General features: G+C 45.6%; 17 protein-coding genes. 7 read left to right on the top strand and 10 right to left on the bottom strand.

Annotated features, from left to right (window positions below; translation table 11 throughout):
- Positions 1-4 precede the first annotated feature (4 nt).
- Positions 5-733 (top strand): helix-turn-helix domain-containing protein, encoded by a 729-nt coding sequence (locus tag GPK58_RS05200; RefSeq protein ID WP_215638322.1) that lies wholly within the window; start codon positions 5-7, stop codon positions 731-733.
- 63 nt (positions 734-796) lie between these two features.
- On the opposite strand, the gene GPK58_RS05195 is transcribed toward GPK58_RS05200, so the two are convergent.
- The 3 genes from GPK58_RS05195 to GPK58_RS05185 are packed head-to-tail and all read right to left on the bottom strand — an operon-like array spanning position 797 to position 2,981.
- A complete protein-coding gene (locus GPK58_RS05195) occupies positions 797-1,645 on the bottom strand; it encodes a 4Fe-4S binding protein (protein ID WP_118753032.1) in 849 nt (282 codons plus the stop codon).
- Between the two features lie 7 nt (positions 1,646-1,652).
- Positions 1,653-1,805 carry a CD1871A family CXXC motif-containing protein gene (locus tag GPK58_RS05190; protein ID WP_173739040.1) on the bottom strand — a complete coding sequence of 51 codons (153 nt, stop codon included), beginning with the start codon at positions 1,803-1,805 and terminating at the stop codon, positions 1,653-1,655.
- A gap of 27 nt (positions 1,806-1,832) precedes the next feature.
- Positions 1,833-2,981, bottom strand: coding sequence for a TlpA family protein disulfide reductase (locus GPK58_RS05185; protein WP_215638321.1), 1,149 nt, complete (start codon positions 2,979-2,981; stop codon positions 1,833-1,835).
- Positions 2,982-3,186: 205 nt separating this feature from the next.
- Here GPK58_RS05185 and GPK58_RS05180 point away from each other — a divergent pair, with 205 nt between their 5' ends.
- Entirely contained in the window at positions 3,187-3,864 is a 678-nt protein-coding gene (locus tag GPK58_RS05180; RefSeq protein ID WP_215638320.1) for a response regulator transcription factor, read from the top strand.
- On the top strand, positions 3,861-5,027 hold the full coding sequence (locus GPK58_RS05175; protein ID WP_215638319.1) for a sensor histidine kinase: 1,167 nt from the start codon (positions 3,861-3,863) through the stop codon (positions 5,025-5,027). Before GPK58_RS05180 ends, GPK58_RS05175 begins: the two co-directional genes overlap by 4 nt.
- A 17-nt stretch (positions 5,028-5,044) precedes the next feature.
- On the opposite strand, the gene GPK58_RS05170 is transcribed toward GPK58_RS05175, so the two are convergent.
- The 4 genes from GPK58_RS05170 to GPK58_RS05155 all read right to left on the bottom strand — a co-directional run bounded on the left by GPK58_RS05170 (position 5,045) and on the right by GPK58_RS05155 (position 9,179).
- Positions 5,045-6,307 (bottom strand): MFS transporter, encoded by a 1,263-nt coding sequence (locus GPK58_RS05170; protein ID WP_215638318.1) that lies wholly within the window; start codon positions 6,305-6,307, stop codon positions 5,045-5,047.
- Positions 6,308-6,509: 202 nt separating this feature from the next.
- Positions 6,510-7,634, bottom strand: a complete 1,125-nt coding sequence (locus tag GPK58_RS05165) for a DUF362 domain-containing protein (protein WP_015527270.1) — start codon at positions 7,632-7,634, stop codon at positions 6,510-6,512.
- Positions 7,635-7,774: 140 nt separating this feature from the next.
- On the bottom strand, positions 7,775-8,242 hold the full coding sequence (locus GPK58_RS05160) for a DUF2284 domain-containing protein (protein WP_015527271.1): 468 nt from the start codon (positions 8,240-8,242) through the stop codon (positions 7,775-7,777).
- 64 nt (positions 8,243-8,306) lie between these two features.
- The gene (locus tag GPK58_RS05155) at positions 8,307-9,179 is read right to left on the bottom strand and encodes a LysR family transcriptional regulator (RefSeq protein ID WP_092068511.1); all 873 of its coding nucleotides are present in this window, start codon (positions 9,177-9,179) and stop codon (positions 8,307-8,309) included.
- Positions 9,180-9,334: 155 nt separating this feature from the next.
- Between GPK58_RS05155 and GPK58_RS05150 the strand changes: the two genes are divergently transcribed.
- Genes GPK58_RS05150 through sdaAA form a run of 3 tightly spaced genes read left to right on the top strand, consistent with a single transcriptional unit; the run spans position 9,335 to position 12,119 of the window.
- Positions 9,335-10,555, top strand: a complete 1,221-nt coding sequence (locus tag GPK58_RS05150) for a dicarboxylate/amino acid:cation symporter (RefSeq protein WP_021652178.1) — start codon at positions 9,335-9,337, stop codon at positions 10,553-10,555.
- Between the two features lie 5 nt (positions 10,556-10,560).
- Positions 10,561-11,229, top strand: a complete 669-nt coding sequence (gene sdaAB / locus GPK58_RS05145) for an L-serine ammonia-lyase, iron-sulfur-dependent subunit beta (protein WP_092068517.1) — start codon at positions 10,561-10,563, stop codon at positions 11,227-11,229.
- 20 nt (positions 11,230-11,249) lie between these two features.
- Positions 11,250-12,119 (top strand): L-serine ammonia-lyase, iron-sulfur-dependent, subunit alpha, encoded by an 870-nt coding sequence (sdaAA, locus tag GPK58_RS05140; RefSeq protein WP_015527274.1) that lies wholly within the window; start codon positions 11,250-11,252, stop codon positions 12,117-12,119.
- 569 nt (positions 12,120-12,688) lie between these two features.
- On the opposite strand, the gene GPK58_RS05135 is transcribed toward sdaAA, so the two are convergent.
- The 3 genes from GPK58_RS05135 to GPK58_RS05125 all read right to left on the bottom strand — a co-directional run bounded on the left by GPK58_RS05135 (position 12,689) and on the right by GPK58_RS05125 (position 15,294).
- A complete protein-coding gene (locus tag GPK58_RS05135; protein WP_015527276.1) occupies positions 12,689-13,048 on the bottom strand; it encodes a P-II family nitrogen regulator in 360 nt (119 codons plus the stop codon).
- Positions 13,049-13,095: 47 nt separating this feature from the next.
- Positions 13,096-14,334 carry an ammonium transporter gene (locus GPK58_RS05130; RefSeq protein ID WP_092068756.1) on the bottom strand — a complete coding sequence of 413 codons (1,239 nt, stop codon included), beginning with the start codon at positions 14,332-14,334 and terminating at the stop codon, positions 13,096-13,098.
- Between the two features lie 234 nt (positions 14,335-14,568).
- A complete protein-coding gene (locus GPK58_RS05125; RefSeq protein WP_252195774.1) occupies positions 14,569-15,294 on the bottom strand; it encodes a TraX family protein in 726 nt (241 codons plus the stop codon).
- 240 nt (positions 15,295-15,534) lie between these two features.
- Between GPK58_RS05125 and nudC the strand changes: the two genes are divergently transcribed.
- The gene (gene nudC / locus GPK58_RS05120; protein WP_215638317.1) at positions 15,535-16,371 is read left to right on the top strand and encodes an NAD(+) diphosphatase; all 837 of its coding nucleotides are present in this window, start codon (positions 15,535-15,537) and stop codon (positions 16,369-16,371) included.
- Positions 16,372-16,408 lie beyond the last annotated feature (37 nt).

The following is a 16,408-nucleotide window of genomic DNA, read 5'->3' as shown; positions in this document are numbered from 1 at the left end:
CAAAATGAGTAATTTTACCTGTTATGTAGGTGAACAAATAAGAAAATACCGAAAAGCCGGAAAGATGACTCTGCAAGATCTGGCAGATGCCATCCATAAAAGTCGAGCTACCGTATGCAAATATGAAAATGGAGATATCTCCGTTGATATCGAAACTTTATATGAGATCAGCCAGATTCTCCAGGTATCTATGTCCCAGCTTACCACTGGTATTCCTGAAACAGCCAGTAAACCGTCCAATGCACCGGGAAAAGGACAAAAAAGCCCATTTTTTCAGGCACAGCGGCTATATTTTTACTTTTACGATGGACGCTATCAGCGTACGAAGGATGGCGTCATCGATATTTATGAAAAAAAAGGCGAATCCGGAAAATACGAAGCAACCTTAACGATCTGTTCTGTTTCTGCCAACGGAAGAAGCAGTGAGATTTTTTACACCGGAAAAGTTCTTTACAGTGATATGCTGATCCGTTTTTCCTTTGTAAATCAGTATAACCCACTGGAAGAAGATCTCCTGTACATTTTTAATCCTCTGGAGCTTCGAGATTTTACAACAGGACTTTTGTGTGGGATTTCCAGTGCGGATCTGATGCCCTGCGCATTCAAATGTGTGATCACTTTAAAACCACAGGAGCTTACCGAAGCGTTCCGCCACCAGCTGCTTTTTACAAAAAAAGATCTGAAGCGCTGGGAACAGCTGAATATGTTACTGATAGATAATATGGAAAAGTAGTTTTCTGCAAAAAACGGTACACCTTATATTTTATAAGCTGTACCGTTTTCGTATTTTTCTGTATCAGGGTTTGCCTGCAAACCCACACCGGATTGCCTGTGTCGGACATATCTTTTTACATCTTCCACATCGGATGCACTCTGCACTGTTGGGATTTTCCGTCGGATCGACCTCCATCTGGCAGATATTTCTGCATTTTCCGCAGTGAACACATTTTTCTTTATCTACTCTGTAACGAAAAACGGAAACTTTATTAAATACCGAATAAAAAGCTCCCAACGGGCAGATATACTTACAGAATGGCCGGTATATCATAATTGATAAGATAATGGTGATCACTAGGATCGTATTTTTCCACATGTACAGCCAGCCTACTGCACTTCGCATGGATTTGTTCAGCAGCACCAGCGGGATACCTCCCTCCAGCGTTCCTGCCGGGCAGATCAGCTTGCAGAAATATGGTGCTCCCTGGCCCATGATATCTACTACAAACATGGGAAGTATGATCACAAATACAAGAAAGATCACATATTTCAGTTTTCGCAGAAGCTTATCTCCCCGAAATGTCCGGATCTTTTTTGGAAAAGGAATCTTGTTCAACAGATCCTGGATCAGTCCAAATGGGCAGAGAAATCCGCACACCAGTCTTCCAAGCAGCGCTCCCACAAAGATCAGAAATCCAGCTACATAATATGCCATCTTGAAGTTCCAGCTTCCGATCACAGCCTGAAGGGAACCAATGGGGCAGGCCCCTCTTGCCCCGGGGCAGGAATAACAGTTCAGCCCCGGAACACAGACATTTTTCAGTTTTCCGGTATAGATCTTTCCAGTCACAAAGCCTGATATGTGACTGTTTGTAAGGGCCGCCCACAATGCCTGGATTCCATGCCGCGGCCATTCATTTATTTTCATCTTCTTATTATCCAATGCCAATACACTCCATACAGATGTTGATCGCTTTTGTAAAAACTACAGACACCTCACCTCTGCAGATTCCCAATATCATCAGTAAAATTCCAAAAACTGCCAGAGCAGGTCCGATCCACCTGGATTCTGTTATTTTCCGAATCATTTTTTCACTCTCCGTAATGATCATCTTCTACTTTGAAACGTTTTTAAGCTCTTTTTCCACGATTTCCTTCCATTCGTCCAGTGTATGGCTTCCTGTATAGGTATCGCCTACAATGTTTCCATCTTTGTCAACAAAAAATGTTTCAGGAAATGCGGAAATCCCCTGCAGACGGCCGTTCAGCATAGTAGTATCCGGTATCAGGAACGGATATTTTGCTTTTGTTTTTTCCTGAAGAATGCTTGCTTTTTTTACAGCCTCCTCGTCCTGATTTCCCTTTTCATCTGTAGTATCAAGCACCACGCCTGCTACTCCGACACCTTTATCTTTCATTTCTTTGTAGAGCTCCTGAAGTTCCGGAATTTCTTTTACACATGGTGAACACCAGGTTGTAAAAACATTTACCAGCGTCAGGTCATAGTCACTGAATACTTTTTCTGTATATGTTTTTCCATCTATTCCTGTTGTTTCAAATTTTCCTACAGATTTTACATCCTCCGGGTTGACGCTGGTATCCTGTGGCTGGTCAAACACGGAAATATTCTGATACGGTGCCATTTCCGTAATGTCGGTTTTGATCTTTTCCAGCTCCTTTGTCAGCTTTTCATCGGCATCTTTGTTGGTGCTCAGATAATATTTGTATTTCCCGTCACTGCTGCTTCCAAGCTCTTTATGCTCTGTACAGCCAGTGATCTCATCCAGCTTTTTCTGTGAAGCTTCGTCATAAACGCCAATTGTACCAATTCTGTCCAGACCTGCCACCCAGTCGTCATATCCTGTTCCCATCTTCTGTATTTCGGCATTTTTCTGTTCCTCTGTCATTTTGCTCCAGCTTACATAGGCATATGTCACTGCATTGGTCTGATTCTCAAAATCTTCCGTGGTAAGCATTGCAATGCTCTGGTCCTTGATCTGCTTTAACAGCTCCTTCGAAAGTGAAAGCTTCAGTCCCAGAAACGGATATTCATAAGAATCCTGTGCCTTGCAGGTTACGTCGGAAGGCTTAAATGTACCTGCTACCAAATCTGATGAAACTGCCTCTCCATCCACCGCCATTGCCTCTCCGATATCTGCTGTTTCCGTGCTTTCTGCCGCTGTTACCGGTACGCTTCCAAATGCAGATATTCCTAATACCGCTGCTGCCATAAGTGCTGTTATTTTCTGTGTTCTTAATTTCATTGTTTATATTCTCCCTTCTGATATCACCGGCCCATATCCGGAACCGGCGTATATTTTATATGTTAATTTTGTTCTCTGTAGCCTTACTATATCATCCCCTGTATAAAATCTCTGTTAAGAAGTGAAAAAATTTACAGGAATTTTATGCTATACATGATATGATAGATAACAAAGCAAAATCAACTGTTTTTTAGGAGAATTTATTATGCATATATTGATAATTGAAGATGAACAGCAGCTTTGCCAGTCTATTGCGGAGGGGCTTCGCATGGATGGTTATGAAGCAGACACATGTTTTGACGGGGACGAAGGACTGGAATTATGTATGGTGGAAAATTATGATCTCATCCTTCTTGATCTGAACCTTCCAGGCGTTGATGGGCTGGAAATCCTGCGCCAGTTTCGGGAATCCGATACTTCCACTCCCGTTTTGATCCTCTCTGCCAGAGGACAGATCCAGGACAAGGTTGAAGGGCTTGATCTCGGTGCCAATGACTATCTCACAAAGCCTTTTCATTTTGAAGAGCTGGAGGCACGGATCCGAAGTCTGACACGAAGGAAATTTATCCAGCAGGATGTATGTCTGCAATGCGGACGTATCAACTTTGATACCCGTACAAGAAAGGCCAGTATCGATGGACTTCCTCTTTCTCTGACCCGAAAGGAAAGTTCTCTTTTGGAATATTTCCTTCTTCATCAGAACCGTATCATAAGCCCGGAAGAAATGATCGAGCATATCTGGGACGGAAGCGTCAACAGTCTCAGCAATTCCATTCGTGTCCACATTTCTTCTCTTCGAAAAAAACTGCGCACGGCTCTCGGCTTTGATCCAATACAGAATAAGATCGGCCAGGGTTACATTTTAACGGAGGATATAAAATGAAAAAAATAACCGGAAAGCTATCTCTTCAATGGCGTCTGACACTGATCACCGCACTGCTTATGACAGTCACCTGCATTCTGATGTATTTTTTTATCAGCCAGTCTGCAGTTGCCGGAATGGAGGATCTGGGAGATTACATGATACGGATTGATAACACAGATTCTGCTCCCATCACCTTTAATATGAATCCCTCCGTCTTATTTCCGGAGCTTTCCGATCAGTTGCAGCTGACCAAAAAACTGTTTCTCACCAAAGGACTCATGGTAACAGGGATCATCATCCTTCTCAGCAGTATCTGCACTTATTTTATCAGCCGTCAGGCATTACTTCCGCTTCGCAGACTCAGCCAGGAGGTAAACCAAATAGAGGTCCAGAACCTTTCAGAGGCTCTTGAAGTTCCTGCTACCAATGACGAAATTTCCCGCCTGACAATTTCATTTAACAAAATGCTCGCACGCCTGGATGAGGCCTTTACTGCTCAGAAGCAGTTTTCTGCCAATGCAGCCCATGAGCTGAGGACTCCTCTTGCCGTTATCCAGACAAATCTGGAGGTTTTTGCCCGCAGGGAAGCACCTGCTTTAAAGGATTATCAGGAGATTTTTGCCATGCTCCAGGAACAGACCGGGCGACTTTCCCATCTGGCTGAAATCCTCCTGGATATGACCGGTGTACAGACTGTTGAACGTTCCGAAAGGATTTCACTGGCAGCACTGACGGATGAGGTTTTCTGTGACCTGGCTTCTGTAGCGGAACAGAAGGATGTTGAACTGATCCAGCAGGAGGGAGACTGCATCATTACCGGAAGCTACCTGCTGCTGTATCGCGCTGTGTACAATCTTGTGGAAAATGCGATCAAATACAATCACTCCGGTGGAAAAGTAACCGTAAATATCCATCCTTCCGAAGAAATAACAGATACATCCACCTCTGTCAATTACGCCTTTCTTGAAGTCTCTGATACCGGAATCGGCATTCCTCCTGAATATCAGGAAAAAATCTTCACCCCGTTTTTCCGTGTGGACAAATCAAGAAGCCGCGCTATGGGCGGTGCCGGCCTGGGGCTTGCACTTGTCAGTGAAATTGTCAGACAGCATAACGGACAGGTAAAAGTACTGGAAAGCAGCAAAAAAGGCAGCATGATCGCAATTATGCTGCCAGTCTGAACATGTTTGTATTACATTTACTTTATATGCTCATGAACGGTTTTCTGAGGATTTACCGCAATGTTTCCGCTTTTCATGGCATCCTCTGTCATCTGCGTAAAATACTCATCCGTAACCCCAGTGTCCGATAATTTCGCAGGGATTCCAACCTGGGCGTTCAGCTCATAGCCATTACTGCTCACCAGACCGGAGATTGCCGGTGCGCCAAAGGTTGCAAATACAATGCCGAACATGACAAATCCGTAATTCTCCCCGGTGTGCTTCATTCCGAAAATAGAGCTTGTCAGGGACGGAAAGCTTCCCATGATTCCGCCGTAGCAGCCGTACATCAGCACAACAGCAACCGTTACTGCCAGGGATCTTGATACAGCGAGAACTCCCATAGCGATCACTGCCACGATCAGCACTCCTTTGATGCAGACGATCCTTCCCACTTTATCTGCCAGTGTCGGAAGCACCAGTCTTGCTCCCGCATTGACAATGGATCCAAGCATAACGGCGCTGACTGCCACTGCCGACGGGATCCCAAGGTCGATCTGGTGGGTCTGGGATACCGGTGAAACCATAAAATAAGAAATCAGTCCAAAGAACATGGTCGCAAGAAGAAGATAAAAATTTCTTGTACGCATCATCTCTCCGGATGTATACTGCTTCATCTCCGATGTTCCGGACTTTGCCGCAGAGCCACCTGCGTTCACCAGACTCTTATCGGGTGCCTGAAAAAAGATGCCGCACAGGATCCAGGAAACTGCGATGGCTGCCCCAATGATCAGAAAGGTTTTCTGCACGCCCTCTGCCTCCAGCAGCTTTCGACTCAGCGGCGCCAGGAAAAATCCGCAAAGTCCGTTGGCAGTTACCACAACACCGGAAGCAAATCCGGTACGGTCCGGGAACCATCTCTGCACAGTTGCCAGGATCACCGTATAGATCATTCCCTGTCCAAATCCCTGCATCACGCCATAGGACAGATACATAGGAAGCGGTGTGGGAACGATCAGAAATGCGGATGCCAGGATTCCTGCCGCAAAGATCCCGCCTCCGATCCATACAATCGTCTTTTCCTTAAAGCGGTTCTGCATCCTTCCGCCTAAGATATTTCCGAATACAAAGGTGCTCAGTGCCAGATAAAAGCACATAGATGCCTGTCCTTGGCTCCAGCCTGCCTGCTCCATCACATAGGGCTGGTAAATAGACCATACATGGGGATATCCGGTAAAAAAGATCGCGAAAGCTCCGAATATCATAGTCAGCAGACGCTGTTTTTTCTGTATTCCTGTCATAATTTCCTCCTCTGAAAAAGATTTCAGGCCTGCTCTATATTCTCTGCTCACAGAATGCAGCCTGTTTCTGTACACACGATCTGCACGTTTTCCTGCACATTAGCTCCGCTTATTACGTTTTTTCATTTTATATTTCTTTATTTACGCAAAAAGCACGCCATGTAACAGGCGTGCTTTCGTGATTTTCTATGATTTCTGTTGCTTATTTGATTATCTTCAGCTCATATTCCCTGGTTCCCAGGCCGATCTTTTCTGCCTGATCCAGAGTTGCCTTCCACTCAATATTCGGATTGGAATCCTTAAAGTGGTCATGATGACAGTGCCATCCCGGCTCTGCCAGATGCTCTCCAAGCTGGCTGTTGGCGATCGGTGTTGCCTTCAGGCAGGCATCTGCACAGGCCTGATCCAGTGCAACCGGGTCAAAGCTTGCGAACATTCCGATATCCGGAAGGATCGGCGCATCATTTTCACCATGGCAGTCACAGTTAGGGCTGATATCCTGTACCAGTGCAATATGGAAATGGGGACGTCCGTGACAGACAGCCTGTGCATACTCTGCCATCTTGCGATCAAGAAGCTCGTTTGCACTGCTATTCGGATTGTATACGGCATCATAGCTGCAGGCCCCGATACAGCGGCCACAGCCTTTGCATTTATCGTAATCGATAACTGCTTTCTTGTTTACATATGTAATCGCATCACTTCCGCACTCTTTCGCACAACGGCGGCAACCACGACAGACATCTTCATGGATGGCCGGCTTTCCGCTGGCATGCTGCTGCATTTTTCCGGCACGGCTTCCGCATCCCATACCGATATTCTTCAGAGCACCGCCAAAGCCGGTTGTCTCATGTCCCTTGAAATGGCTGAGACTGATAAAAATATCTGCGTCCATGATAGCATGTCCGATCAGGGCAGTTTTGCAGTATTCTCCGTTTACTACCGGAACTTCTACTTCATCGGTTCCTCGAACTCCGTCACCGATGATGATCTGACATCCGGTTGTGATCGTGTTAAATCCGTTAAGATTTGCACAGTCCAGATGCTCCAGTGCATTCTTTCTGCTTCCCGGATAAAGAGTATTACAATCTGTCAGGAACGGCATTCCGCCCTGCTCCTTACAAAGATCTGCGACTACCTTTGCATAGTTCGGACGAAGGAATGCCATATTTCCAAGCTCTCCGAAATGCATCTTGATGGCTACGAATTTTCCATCCATATCGATATCTTTGATTCCTGCGGCAACGCAGAGTTTTTTCAGTTTGTCCAGTTGGCTGGTTCCCACCGGACAACGAAAATCAGTGAAATAAACTGTTGATTTTTCCATTCTGGTTTTTCTCCTGCTGATTCTTTTTATGTAATTACATTTATTTAAACTCTACACGTTTTTTCTGTTTCTGTCAACGAATACTCGCATTTGTAAAACTCCATCTATTTCTCCCATATTCCTTTACAAAATCCTTCATCTTACCCATGGAAAAGAACCTGGGAAAAATAACGGATCATTCCGTCGCTGGTCCAGCATAGCATTCCTGCAGCGTCTGCCATTTTCTGTGCATCTACACAGTAAGCGGACATGCAGGAATTATGTTTATAAGGTCCCGCACTCATGATCAGAAGATCAGTTATTCCCTCTTCTTTCATCTTCTCTGCCAGCTGTTCTGTCAGTTTGTTATGAGCAAGTTTTGCCTTTTTGTAGTCCATAAGGCCATCCTGCATTGTCTGGAGTATCAGCGTTTTTTCGTATTTCAGCGCATGCTCTTTCATCTCCTCTACAGTGCCGCTCTGTGGTGGACATGCCGGGTTTTTATCATAATTCCCGCAAAGATTGTCCTCGCAGAAAACCCGGTATTCCGGCACAAATACAAGCTGATCGGTACTTATGACCGCTGCGTCGGAAAAACCAAGAGCTTTTGCTTCTTCAATAAGATTCATTTTTTCTCTCCTGTGTTTTTCTTTTATAGTGCCACATTTTATTTGTTTTTACAAGCTCTGACTTTCACTCTGCCGCCAGACGGATAAACTCCTCCATCTCTCTCGTCTTAAACTTATTCTTATGGTAAAAGATCTGCCGGTACATGGATATCTCCACATCTTCCACATGTAAAAGGGCAATTCTTCCTTTCCGGATATCCCGCTCCACAGCCAGATAGGGAAGAAAGGAAAGTCCGTGGTTCTTTTCCAGCATGCGGATGATGAAAGCGGTATCGCTGATCTCCAGTACCGGTGACAGGGCCTGCTTCTTAAGCGCCAGCTGCTGATCCAGGGCCTGGCGATAATTGGCATTCTTTTCCGTGAGAAAAAAAGGTTCTTCCAGAATATCCTCCATCTTCAGCGTCTTTCCCGCAAACTCCGAATCTGCGGAGGCCACAAATACTACCGGCTCCGCCTTCTCCATGACCTTCACCCAGTTCTGGTCCCACCTTGGGGTATCCAGTATATAAATAAGATCCAGCCCGTTATGCTCCATCATCCGTATCAGCTGCTCCGGTGTATCAATAGTCACCTGCATATTTACTTTCGGGTGAAACTCACGAAATTTGCTGAGAACAGCCGGAAGCTTTGCTGTGCAGAGAGATTCAATAGTCCCGATATGTAATGGATTTTTCAGTTCCGAATCATCATTCATTGACTTTTTTGCTTTATTTACGTCATATAAGATCCGGCTTGCATGCTCCATAAACTCTTTTCCGGACGGAGTAAGCACCACACGCTTTCCGGTTCTGTCAAAAAGTCTTGTTTCCAGCTCATTTTCCAAAAGACGGATCTGGACAGTGATCGCTGACTGGGTGTATCCCAGAACCTCTGCTGCCCTGGAAAAGCTCTGAAGCTGTGCTACATGTACAAACGTCTCCAACTGACGGATTTCCATGATTTTCTCCCTTTTTCTATGAAATTTTTTCATCGTGATGATGAAATCTGTGAATTTGCCTTATTTTTATGTCAATGTTACAATACAATCACGAGGACGTCAATCGTATTTTTGTGCAAAATGAATAAATTCATACTTAGGAGGAAAGAATCCAAATGGAAAAGAAAAAAATCAAGATCGGACTTGTGCCGAAGCTGATCATTGCCATCATCGTAGGTATCCTGTTCGGCCAGTTCCTTCCGGAAGGCTTCTGTCGCTTTGTTGTAACCCTTTCCGGATTTTTCAGTACCTTTCTGAAATTCGTCATCCCGCTGATGATCCTTGCCTATGTGACCATGGGTATTGCGGATCTTTCACAGGGTGCAGGGAAGCTTCTCCTGATCACAGTGGCTCTGGCTTATGGCTCCACTCTGATCGCAGGTTCCGCATCCTATCTGGTATCATCCAGCCTGTTCCCGCACTTTATGAGTGAAGGTGCACTGGATCAGATCGCAGCTACCGCAGACGCATCCCTGACACCATTTTTCTCTATCACACTGGAGCCGGTCATGGATACTCTTTCTGCTGTTGCCCTTGCCTTTGTCATGGGACTGTGCCTCTCTTCCATGCGTGGAAAAGAAATGGGAAACAGCCTTTATAACGGAATGAGTGACTTTTCCAAAATCATTGACAAGGTCCTTCATACCATTATCATCCCGCTGCTTCCGCTTTACATCTGCGGAACCTTCACAGATATGACTATTTCCGGAAAAACCTTTGCCATCTTAAGCATCCTCTGGAAGGTATTCCTTGTTGTTATCATCATGCACCTGATCTGCATTACGATCCAGTTTGTGATCGCAGGTACTGTCAGCAAAAAGAATCCTTTCACTCTGATCAAAAATCAGATCCCGGGATACACAACTGCTCTGGGAACCCAGTCTTCCGCAGCTACCATCCCGGTCAATCTGGAATGTGCCAAAAAGGACGGCGTGTGCGAGCAGATTCGCAACTTCGTAGTACCGCTCTGTGCAAACATCCACATGGCCGGTTCCATGATCACCATCACAGCCTGTGCTACTGCAGTCTGCCTTATGAACCAGCTGCCCATCAGTCTTGGGATCATCGTTCCGTTCATCATGACTCTCGGTGTTGCCATGGTTGCATCTCCCGGTGCTCCCGGTGGTTCCATCATGACTGCCCTTCCATTCCTTTACATGGTATTCGGAGCGGAAGCCGGTGATCCGGACGGTGCCATCTGTGCTATCATGGTTGCCCTTTACATTACCCAGGATTCCTTCGGAACTGCCTGCAATGTATCCGGTGACAACGCCATCGGCGTAATCGTTGACACCATTTATAAGAAATTTATTGCAAAAACACCACAGGAGAATTAAGCAAAATGTCTTTTATCAGTGTATTTGACGTTATGGGTCCCAACATGATCGGTCCTTCCAGTTCTCATACCGCAGGGGCTGCACGCATTGCTTTCCTTGCCCAGAAGATGATCACGCCGCCCCTGAAAAAAGTGGAATTCATCCTTTATGGTTCCTTCGCCAGAACATACAAGGGACACGGTACAGACCGTGCCCTCCTTGGCGGGATCATGGGCTTTTCCACAGATGACATGCGTATACGGAATTCTTTTGATATTGCCAGGGAACAGGGGATCGACTTTTCCTTTACTCCAAATGAAACAGAAACCGATGTCCATCCCAACACTGTAGATATCCATATGGTCAATGAACAGGGACAGGAAATGACAGTCCGGGGGGAATCGCTGGGCGGCGGCAAGGTCCGTATTGTGGAGATCAACCACGTGAAAGTGGATTTCACCGGCGAATACAGTGCCATCATCGTGATCCATCAGGATACTCCCGGTGTTGTGGCCTACATCACCAAATGCTTAAGTGAACGTAACATTAACATTGCCTTCATGCGCCTCTTCCGTGAATCCAAAGGAACCACAGCCTATACGATCGTGGAATCCGACGGTCATCTCCCGGAAGATATCGTAGAAAGCATTCACCGGAACACCAACATCCATGATGTCATGGTTGTTCAGATGTAGGGAAAAGGAGGATGTGTTTTATGGATTTCAAAAATGCCAAGGAACTTCTTGCTCTCTGCCAGGAAAAAAAGCTTCCGATTTCCGAAGTAATGCGCCAGCGTGAGATCCTTCTCGGTGAAACCACTGCTGAAATCGTGGACCAGCGCATGGACCGTGTTCTGGAGATCATGAAGGATGCTGCTTTTTCCCCCATCAAAGATCCGGTGATATCTATGGGCGGACTGATCGGCGGTGAAGCCCGAAAGCTCTGCGAATTTCATGACCTGGGAAAAAGCCTGTGCGGAAATGTTCTCGGAAAGGGGATCACCTACGCTATGGCAACCCTTGAGACCAACGCTTCCATGGGACTTATCGTTGCCTCTCCTACTGCCGGCAGTGCCGGGATCGTTCCCGGAATGATGCTTGCTCTTCAGGAGGTCTATGGCTTTTCCGATAAAAAAATCCGCCAGGCATTATTTAATGCAGGCGCGATCGGCTATCTTGCCATGCGTAATGCAACAGTTGCCGGTGCTGTTGGCGGATGTCAGGCTGAGGTCGGAATCGCTTCTGCAATGGCTGCTTCTGCTGCTGTGGAACTTCTTGGCGGTACACCTCTTCAGTGTACTTATGCTGCTTCCACGGTTCTTATGAACATGCTTGGACTTGTATGCGACCCTGTAGGCGGCCTAGTGGAATATCCCTGCCAGAACCGTAACGCAGCCGGTGTTTCCAATGCCCTTATCGCAGCGGAAATGTCACTGGCCGGTATCCCCCAGTTCATCCCGCTGGATGAGATGATCGATGCCATGTATACTGTGGGCAAAAAGCTTCCTGCAGAGCTTCGTGAAACTGCTCTCGGCGGTTGTGCAGCCACACCGTCCGCCTGTGAGAAGTGTCATCTTTGCAGTTGAAATGCAACTATGGCAGAGAAAAAGCAGTTGGATATCTTATGCCCCATTTGTTGCACAGCTCTATATTGAATAATAACTTCATAGTTTGCTCAGTCAGATAATAAAACGGAGAATTCCTTAAATTTTTCTTTCGGGAATTCTCCGTTTTCTTTTGGGCATGCGGACATTTTACAGCCCTGCTGTTTTTTCTGCTGCCAACTTCTGATTTTCTGGTTCTATTGGCTCCGGACCTCTGTTCTGACTTCTGAGCCGGAGCATCCTTTTTGGGATTCTCCTTCTCCTGCTCTTCTTGGTCCTGCTCGAATCCATCTTTAATGGATTTCTGTTTTTTTCTTATTTATTTCTTTGATTTCTTTTTTGTCATGTCTGCCTTATCTATTATTTTTAGTTTTCGTGTACATCTTATATATTATACTGGCCACATGCTATTTTTCATCAAATCAACGTAAAACTATTGTTAAATCTGTGGTAAAAAAGTCCTCCGAAAAATCTCAAGATCATATCTCCTGATATCCCTGTGATTTCCTGAAAGACTCTTTCACACATAATTTACATATTAATAAAACAATTTACAGAAATTCCGACTGCAGCGCATCGTATCCGGTCTCACCTGTACGGATACGAACAGCGTTGCGTATCTCATAGCTAAATATCTTTCCATCGCCGGGATCACCGGTAAACGCTGCTTTCTGCACAGCATCAATAACTTTAATCTCCCAGTCTTCTGATGATACTACAATCTCAAACTTGATCTTCGGTTTCAGAAATACATCGATTTTGGAACCACGGACATACTCTGTGTAACCACGCTGTGTTCCGCAGCCCATGATCTGGGTTACTGTAAAACCGTTAACCTGGATCTCATTTAACGCTGCTTTTACATCTTCCATTTTTTCTTCTCTTACGATTGCTTCTATCTTTATAAGCATACGATTTCCTCCATTTTCACACGATCATTGCCGAACAAATTCTTTTATCAGTCAAATCCATTAAATGACGGATATGCATTCTCTCCATGCTGGGATGCATCCAGCCCGACCATCTCTTCCTTCGGATCTACACGAAGCGGTGTAAAGATCCGCACGATCCCGATACAGATCAGCGTTCCCACAATGGCAACCGCAATGGTGATCACAATACTCAATACCTGCGCCAGGAACAGACGATGATCTCCAAACACAAGGCCATCCCATTTTGCAACAGAGTTAATGGAAGTTTTTCCGAAGAGACCTGTTGCGATTCCTCCCCAGATACCACCGATACCATGGCAGCCAAAAGCATCCAGGGCATCGTCGATCTTCAGCTTCTGTTTCAGAAGGATCACAGTAAAGTAACAGATCGGGCTTACCAGGATCCCAATGATAAAGGATGCCCATACCGGTACGAAACCAGCTCCCGGTGTAATGGCTACCAGTCCGATAACAAGACCTGTGGATGCACCAACCAGTGTCGGTTTTCCCTCGCGGATCACCTCGATCAGCATCCAGGTCAGCAGTGCGCAGGCAGAAGAAATGCTGCTGGTCATAAAGGCATGTGCCGCAAGGCCGTCTGCCTTCAGCGCACTTCCTGCATTAAAGCCGAACCATCCGAACCACAGCATAGCTGCTCCGAGAAATACAAATGGGATATTGTGTGTGCGATAGGTTGCTTTTGCATAGCCTCGTCTCTGTCCAAGATAAATGGCAAGAACCAGTGCACTGACACCGGAACTGATATGTACCACATTTCCTCCTGCAAAGTCCACAGAGCCAATGGCTGCCAGAAATCCACCGTCTCCCCAGACCATATGTGCCATTGGATAATACACGATCAAAGACCAGATCGCAATAAAGAAAAACAGCGCCTTAAAACGCATTCTTCCAACCACGGCACCGGTGATCAATGCCGGTGTGATCATGGCAAACATCATCTGGAACGCCACAAATACCAGATGCGGGATCGTATCCGCATAAGGTCCCGGCTCCCAGCCTACGCCATTCAGCGCAAACCAGCGAAAATCTCCGATGATCCCGCCATGATTTCCTCCAAATGCCAGCGAATATCCAAACAATGTCCACATAACTACGGACAGTCCCATGATCGCCCCACAGGCCATCATGGTATTTACCACATTTTTCCTGCGGACCAGTCCTCCGTAGAAAAACGCAAGCCCAGGTGTCATAAAGAACACAAAGGCTGTACAGATCAGCATAAAGCCGGTATCTCCTGCATTCATCATTCATTTCCTCCTCAATTCCCTCAATTATTCTGCAACGCAAAAAGCGCCTGGAAACTCAATTTCCAGACGCCTTTGTCATGTCAGTTAGCATAGCAGATAATTTGTGGGTTTTCAAGAGTTTTTTCGCTATTTTTCTGTTTTCTTACAGAATTACTATGTTTTATGTGGATATGAAATTTATTTTCGGCAATCTATCCGGTTATAAATATTGGAGAGATTTTATTTTATCTATTACTGTACTATAACACGGACTATGCTCAGGATCAGCAGATGTGCCGGATAAAAGATATAGAAAAACCACTTGGAAAACTTCGGTGCTTTTTCGGATTTTTTGCCATTATAGAAGCACAGGATGATGATTCCTGATGCCACGATCCCTGCTGCCGAAAACAGAGCATGGAGCATTGCCGGTCCGGCTGCCATTTTTTCCACGTAGGAGCTGTAGTTAAACAGCACAAAAAGGGCAGCACCGACTCCGTACGCTGTTATCATCCTCTTCCTGTTCCCCCAGCTCTCATGGAACCAGATGGTAAAAACCGGTGCCAGGATTGCCCAGTCCGAATAAACGGATAGTAAAAGGAGCAGGATCAGAAGTGGAATTCTCCATTTACTTGCCATCATCCTTTCCTGAACAACCAGGATCATAAAACAGATAAACAGAGTAAAGATCATATTCAGCTGTGAATTCCCAAAAGCCATCATATAGGGAACCTGGGAGATCCCGGCAAAGATCAGAAGTCTTTCACCGTATTTTCTCCTGGAATGTGTATAGTAAAAGCCTTCCACAAGAAAATAGCACATGGTAATGGCTGTGAAGTAGCCAATGTCTATAAACACTTCCCACAGGATCGTGTTTTCCGGCAGAAGCACGTTGGCGATATGATTCAGAAGCATGGTAAAAATTGCCAGATATTTAATGGCATCCCGGGTCAGTCCCGGCTTTTCTGTTGTTGGCATGATCTTCTCCTTCTGTGCAGAAAAATTTTCAGACCTTTCACATCTTCTGCACAATATAATACATTTATCTTACACTGATTTTCTGACTCATACAACTTTTTTTGTTATTGCTGGTCACCAAAAGGACAGTTGCCTTTTTCGCAAGGTAAGCTTATACTGTAGAAAGCGTGCTGTATTTTATATGGCAAAACTTCTCAGCAAACACTGTAAAACAATAAATTCGGAAAGGAATTATCGATCATGATCCAGGATATCGCACCACATACCTATCACAATGAGTACAAACCTGTGGCCCCGGATAAAGAAAGCCACATCCTCGCCTATGAAGAAGGAAAGATCCTTATGAAAAAAGATGGTGAGACTATGACTCTTCCAAGCTTTGAAGAGCTGGAAGGAAAAGTTGAAAACCTCTATGAGAATTATATCTATCTCTTCTCCATTGACGAAGAGCATTTTTATCTGATCCCGGATCTTGACACCAGGCTCCTTCCTGGTTATCAGTTTGAGATCACAAGAGTTCTCCGCACAGCAGAGCCACAGTATCTGGCTTTCGCAGGAATCACCGGATATCAGCTCTTTCAGTGGTACAGCAAGCGCCGTTTCTGCGGCTGCTGCGGAAAACCGATGGTACATGATAAACATGAGCGCAAGATGATCTGCCCTGCCTGTGGAAACGGTGAATATCCGGTGCTTTCTCCGGCTGTGATCGTAGGCGTTACCAACGGTGACAAGCTGATCCTCTCCAAATATGAGGGCCGAAATCACACCCGCTACGCCATGATCGCAGGTTTTGCCGAGATTGGTGAGACCATCGAGGAGACCGTTCACCGTGAAGTTATGGAAGAGATTGGCGTAAAGGTCAAAAATCTCCGCTACTACAAGAGCCAGCCATGGTCCTTCTCCGGAACCCTTCTGTTTGGCTTCTACTGTGATCTGGATGGCGACGACACTCTGACTGTAGACCACGATGAGCTTTCCATGGCCTCCTGGTTCAACCGGGAAGACATTCCGGATGAAGGAGATAATATCAGCCTTACCAAGGAGATGATGATGGCATTTAAGCATGGAAAAGCCTGAAGTATCGCTTGCCTGATTCCGTAAACAATTTTTCGCA

This window comes from Blautia sp. MCC270 (assembly GCF_018785605.1).
Classification (GTDB): domain Bacteria; phylum Bacillota; class Clostridia; order Lachnospirales; family Lachnospiraceae; genus Blautia_A; species Blautia_A fusiformis.
This window is presented reverse-complemented; position numbering and strand designations above follow the sequence as displayed.

Excerpts from the sequence above, each read along its gene's own strand:
- GPK58_RS05160 (WP_015527271.1), bottom strand. The coding sequence starts at position 8,242 with ATGAATCTTATTGAAGAAGCAAAAGCTCTTGGTTTTTCCGACGCAGCG.
- GPK58_RS05135 (WP_015527276.1), bottom strand. The coding sequence starts at position 13,048 with ATGCTTATAAAGATAGAAGCAATCGTAAGAGAAGAAAAAATGGAAGAT.
- GPK58_RS05155 (WP_092068511.1), bottom strand. The coding sequence starts at position 9,179 with ATGGAAATCCGTCAGTTGGAGACGTTTGTACATGTAGCACAGCTTCAG.
- GPK58_RS05190 (WP_173739040.1), bottom strand. The coding sequence starts at position 1,805 with ATGATTCGGAAAATAACAGAATCCAGGTGGATCGGACCTGCTCTGGCA.
- GPK58_RS05165 (WP_015527270.1), bottom strand. The coding sequence starts at position 7,634 with ATGGAAAAATCAACAGTTTATTTCACTGATTTTCGTTGTCCGGTGGGA.
- GPK58_RS05195 (WP_118753032.1), bottom strand. The coding sequence starts at position 1,645 with ATGAAAATAAATGAATGGCCGCGGCATGGAATCCAGGCATTGTGGGCG.
- GPK58_RS05125 (WP_252195774.1), bottom strand. The coding sequence starts at position 15,294 with ATGCCAACAACAGAAAAGCCGGGACTGACCCGGGATGCCATTAAATAT.
- nudC (WP_215638317.1), top strand. The coding sequence starts at position 15,535 with ATGATCCAGGATATCGCACCACATACCTATCACAATGAGTACAAACCT.
- GPK58_RS05180 (WP_215638320.1), top strand. The coding sequence starts at position 3,187 with ATGCATATATTGATAATTGAAGATGAACAGCAGCTTTGCCAGTCTATT.
- GPK58_RS05150 (WP_021652178.1), top strand. The coding sequence starts at position 9,335 with ATGGAAAAGAAAAAAATCAAGATCGGACTTGTGCCGAAGCTGATCATT.
- GPK58_RS05200 (WP_215638322.1), top strand. The coding sequence starts at position 5 with ATGAGTAATTTTACCTGTTATGTAGGTGAACAAATAAGAAAATACCGA.
- GPK58_RS05185 (WP_215638321.1), bottom strand. The coding sequence starts at position 2,981 with ATGAAATTAAGAACACAGAAAATAACAGCACTTATGGCAGCAGCGGTA.
- GPK58_RS05170 (WP_215638318.1), bottom strand. The coding sequence starts at position 6,307 with ATGACAGGAATACAGAAAAAACAGCGTCTGCTGACTATGATATTCGGA.
- sdaAB (WP_092068517.1), top strand. The coding sequence starts at position 10,561 with ATGTCTTTTATCAGTGTATTTGACGTTATGGGTCCCAACATGATCGGT.
- GPK58_RS05175 (WP_215638319.1), top strand. The coding sequence starts at position 3,861 with ATGAAAAAAATAACCGGAAAGCTATCTCTTCAATGGCGTCTGACACTG.
- sdaAA (WP_015527274.1), top strand. The coding sequence starts at position 11,250 with ATGGATTTCAAAAATGCCAAGGAACTTCTTGCTCTCTGCCAGGAAAAA.
- GPK58_RS05130 (WP_092068756.1), bottom strand. The coding sequence starts at position 14,334 with ATGAATGCAGGAGATACCGGCTTTATGCTGATCTGTACAGCCTTTGTG.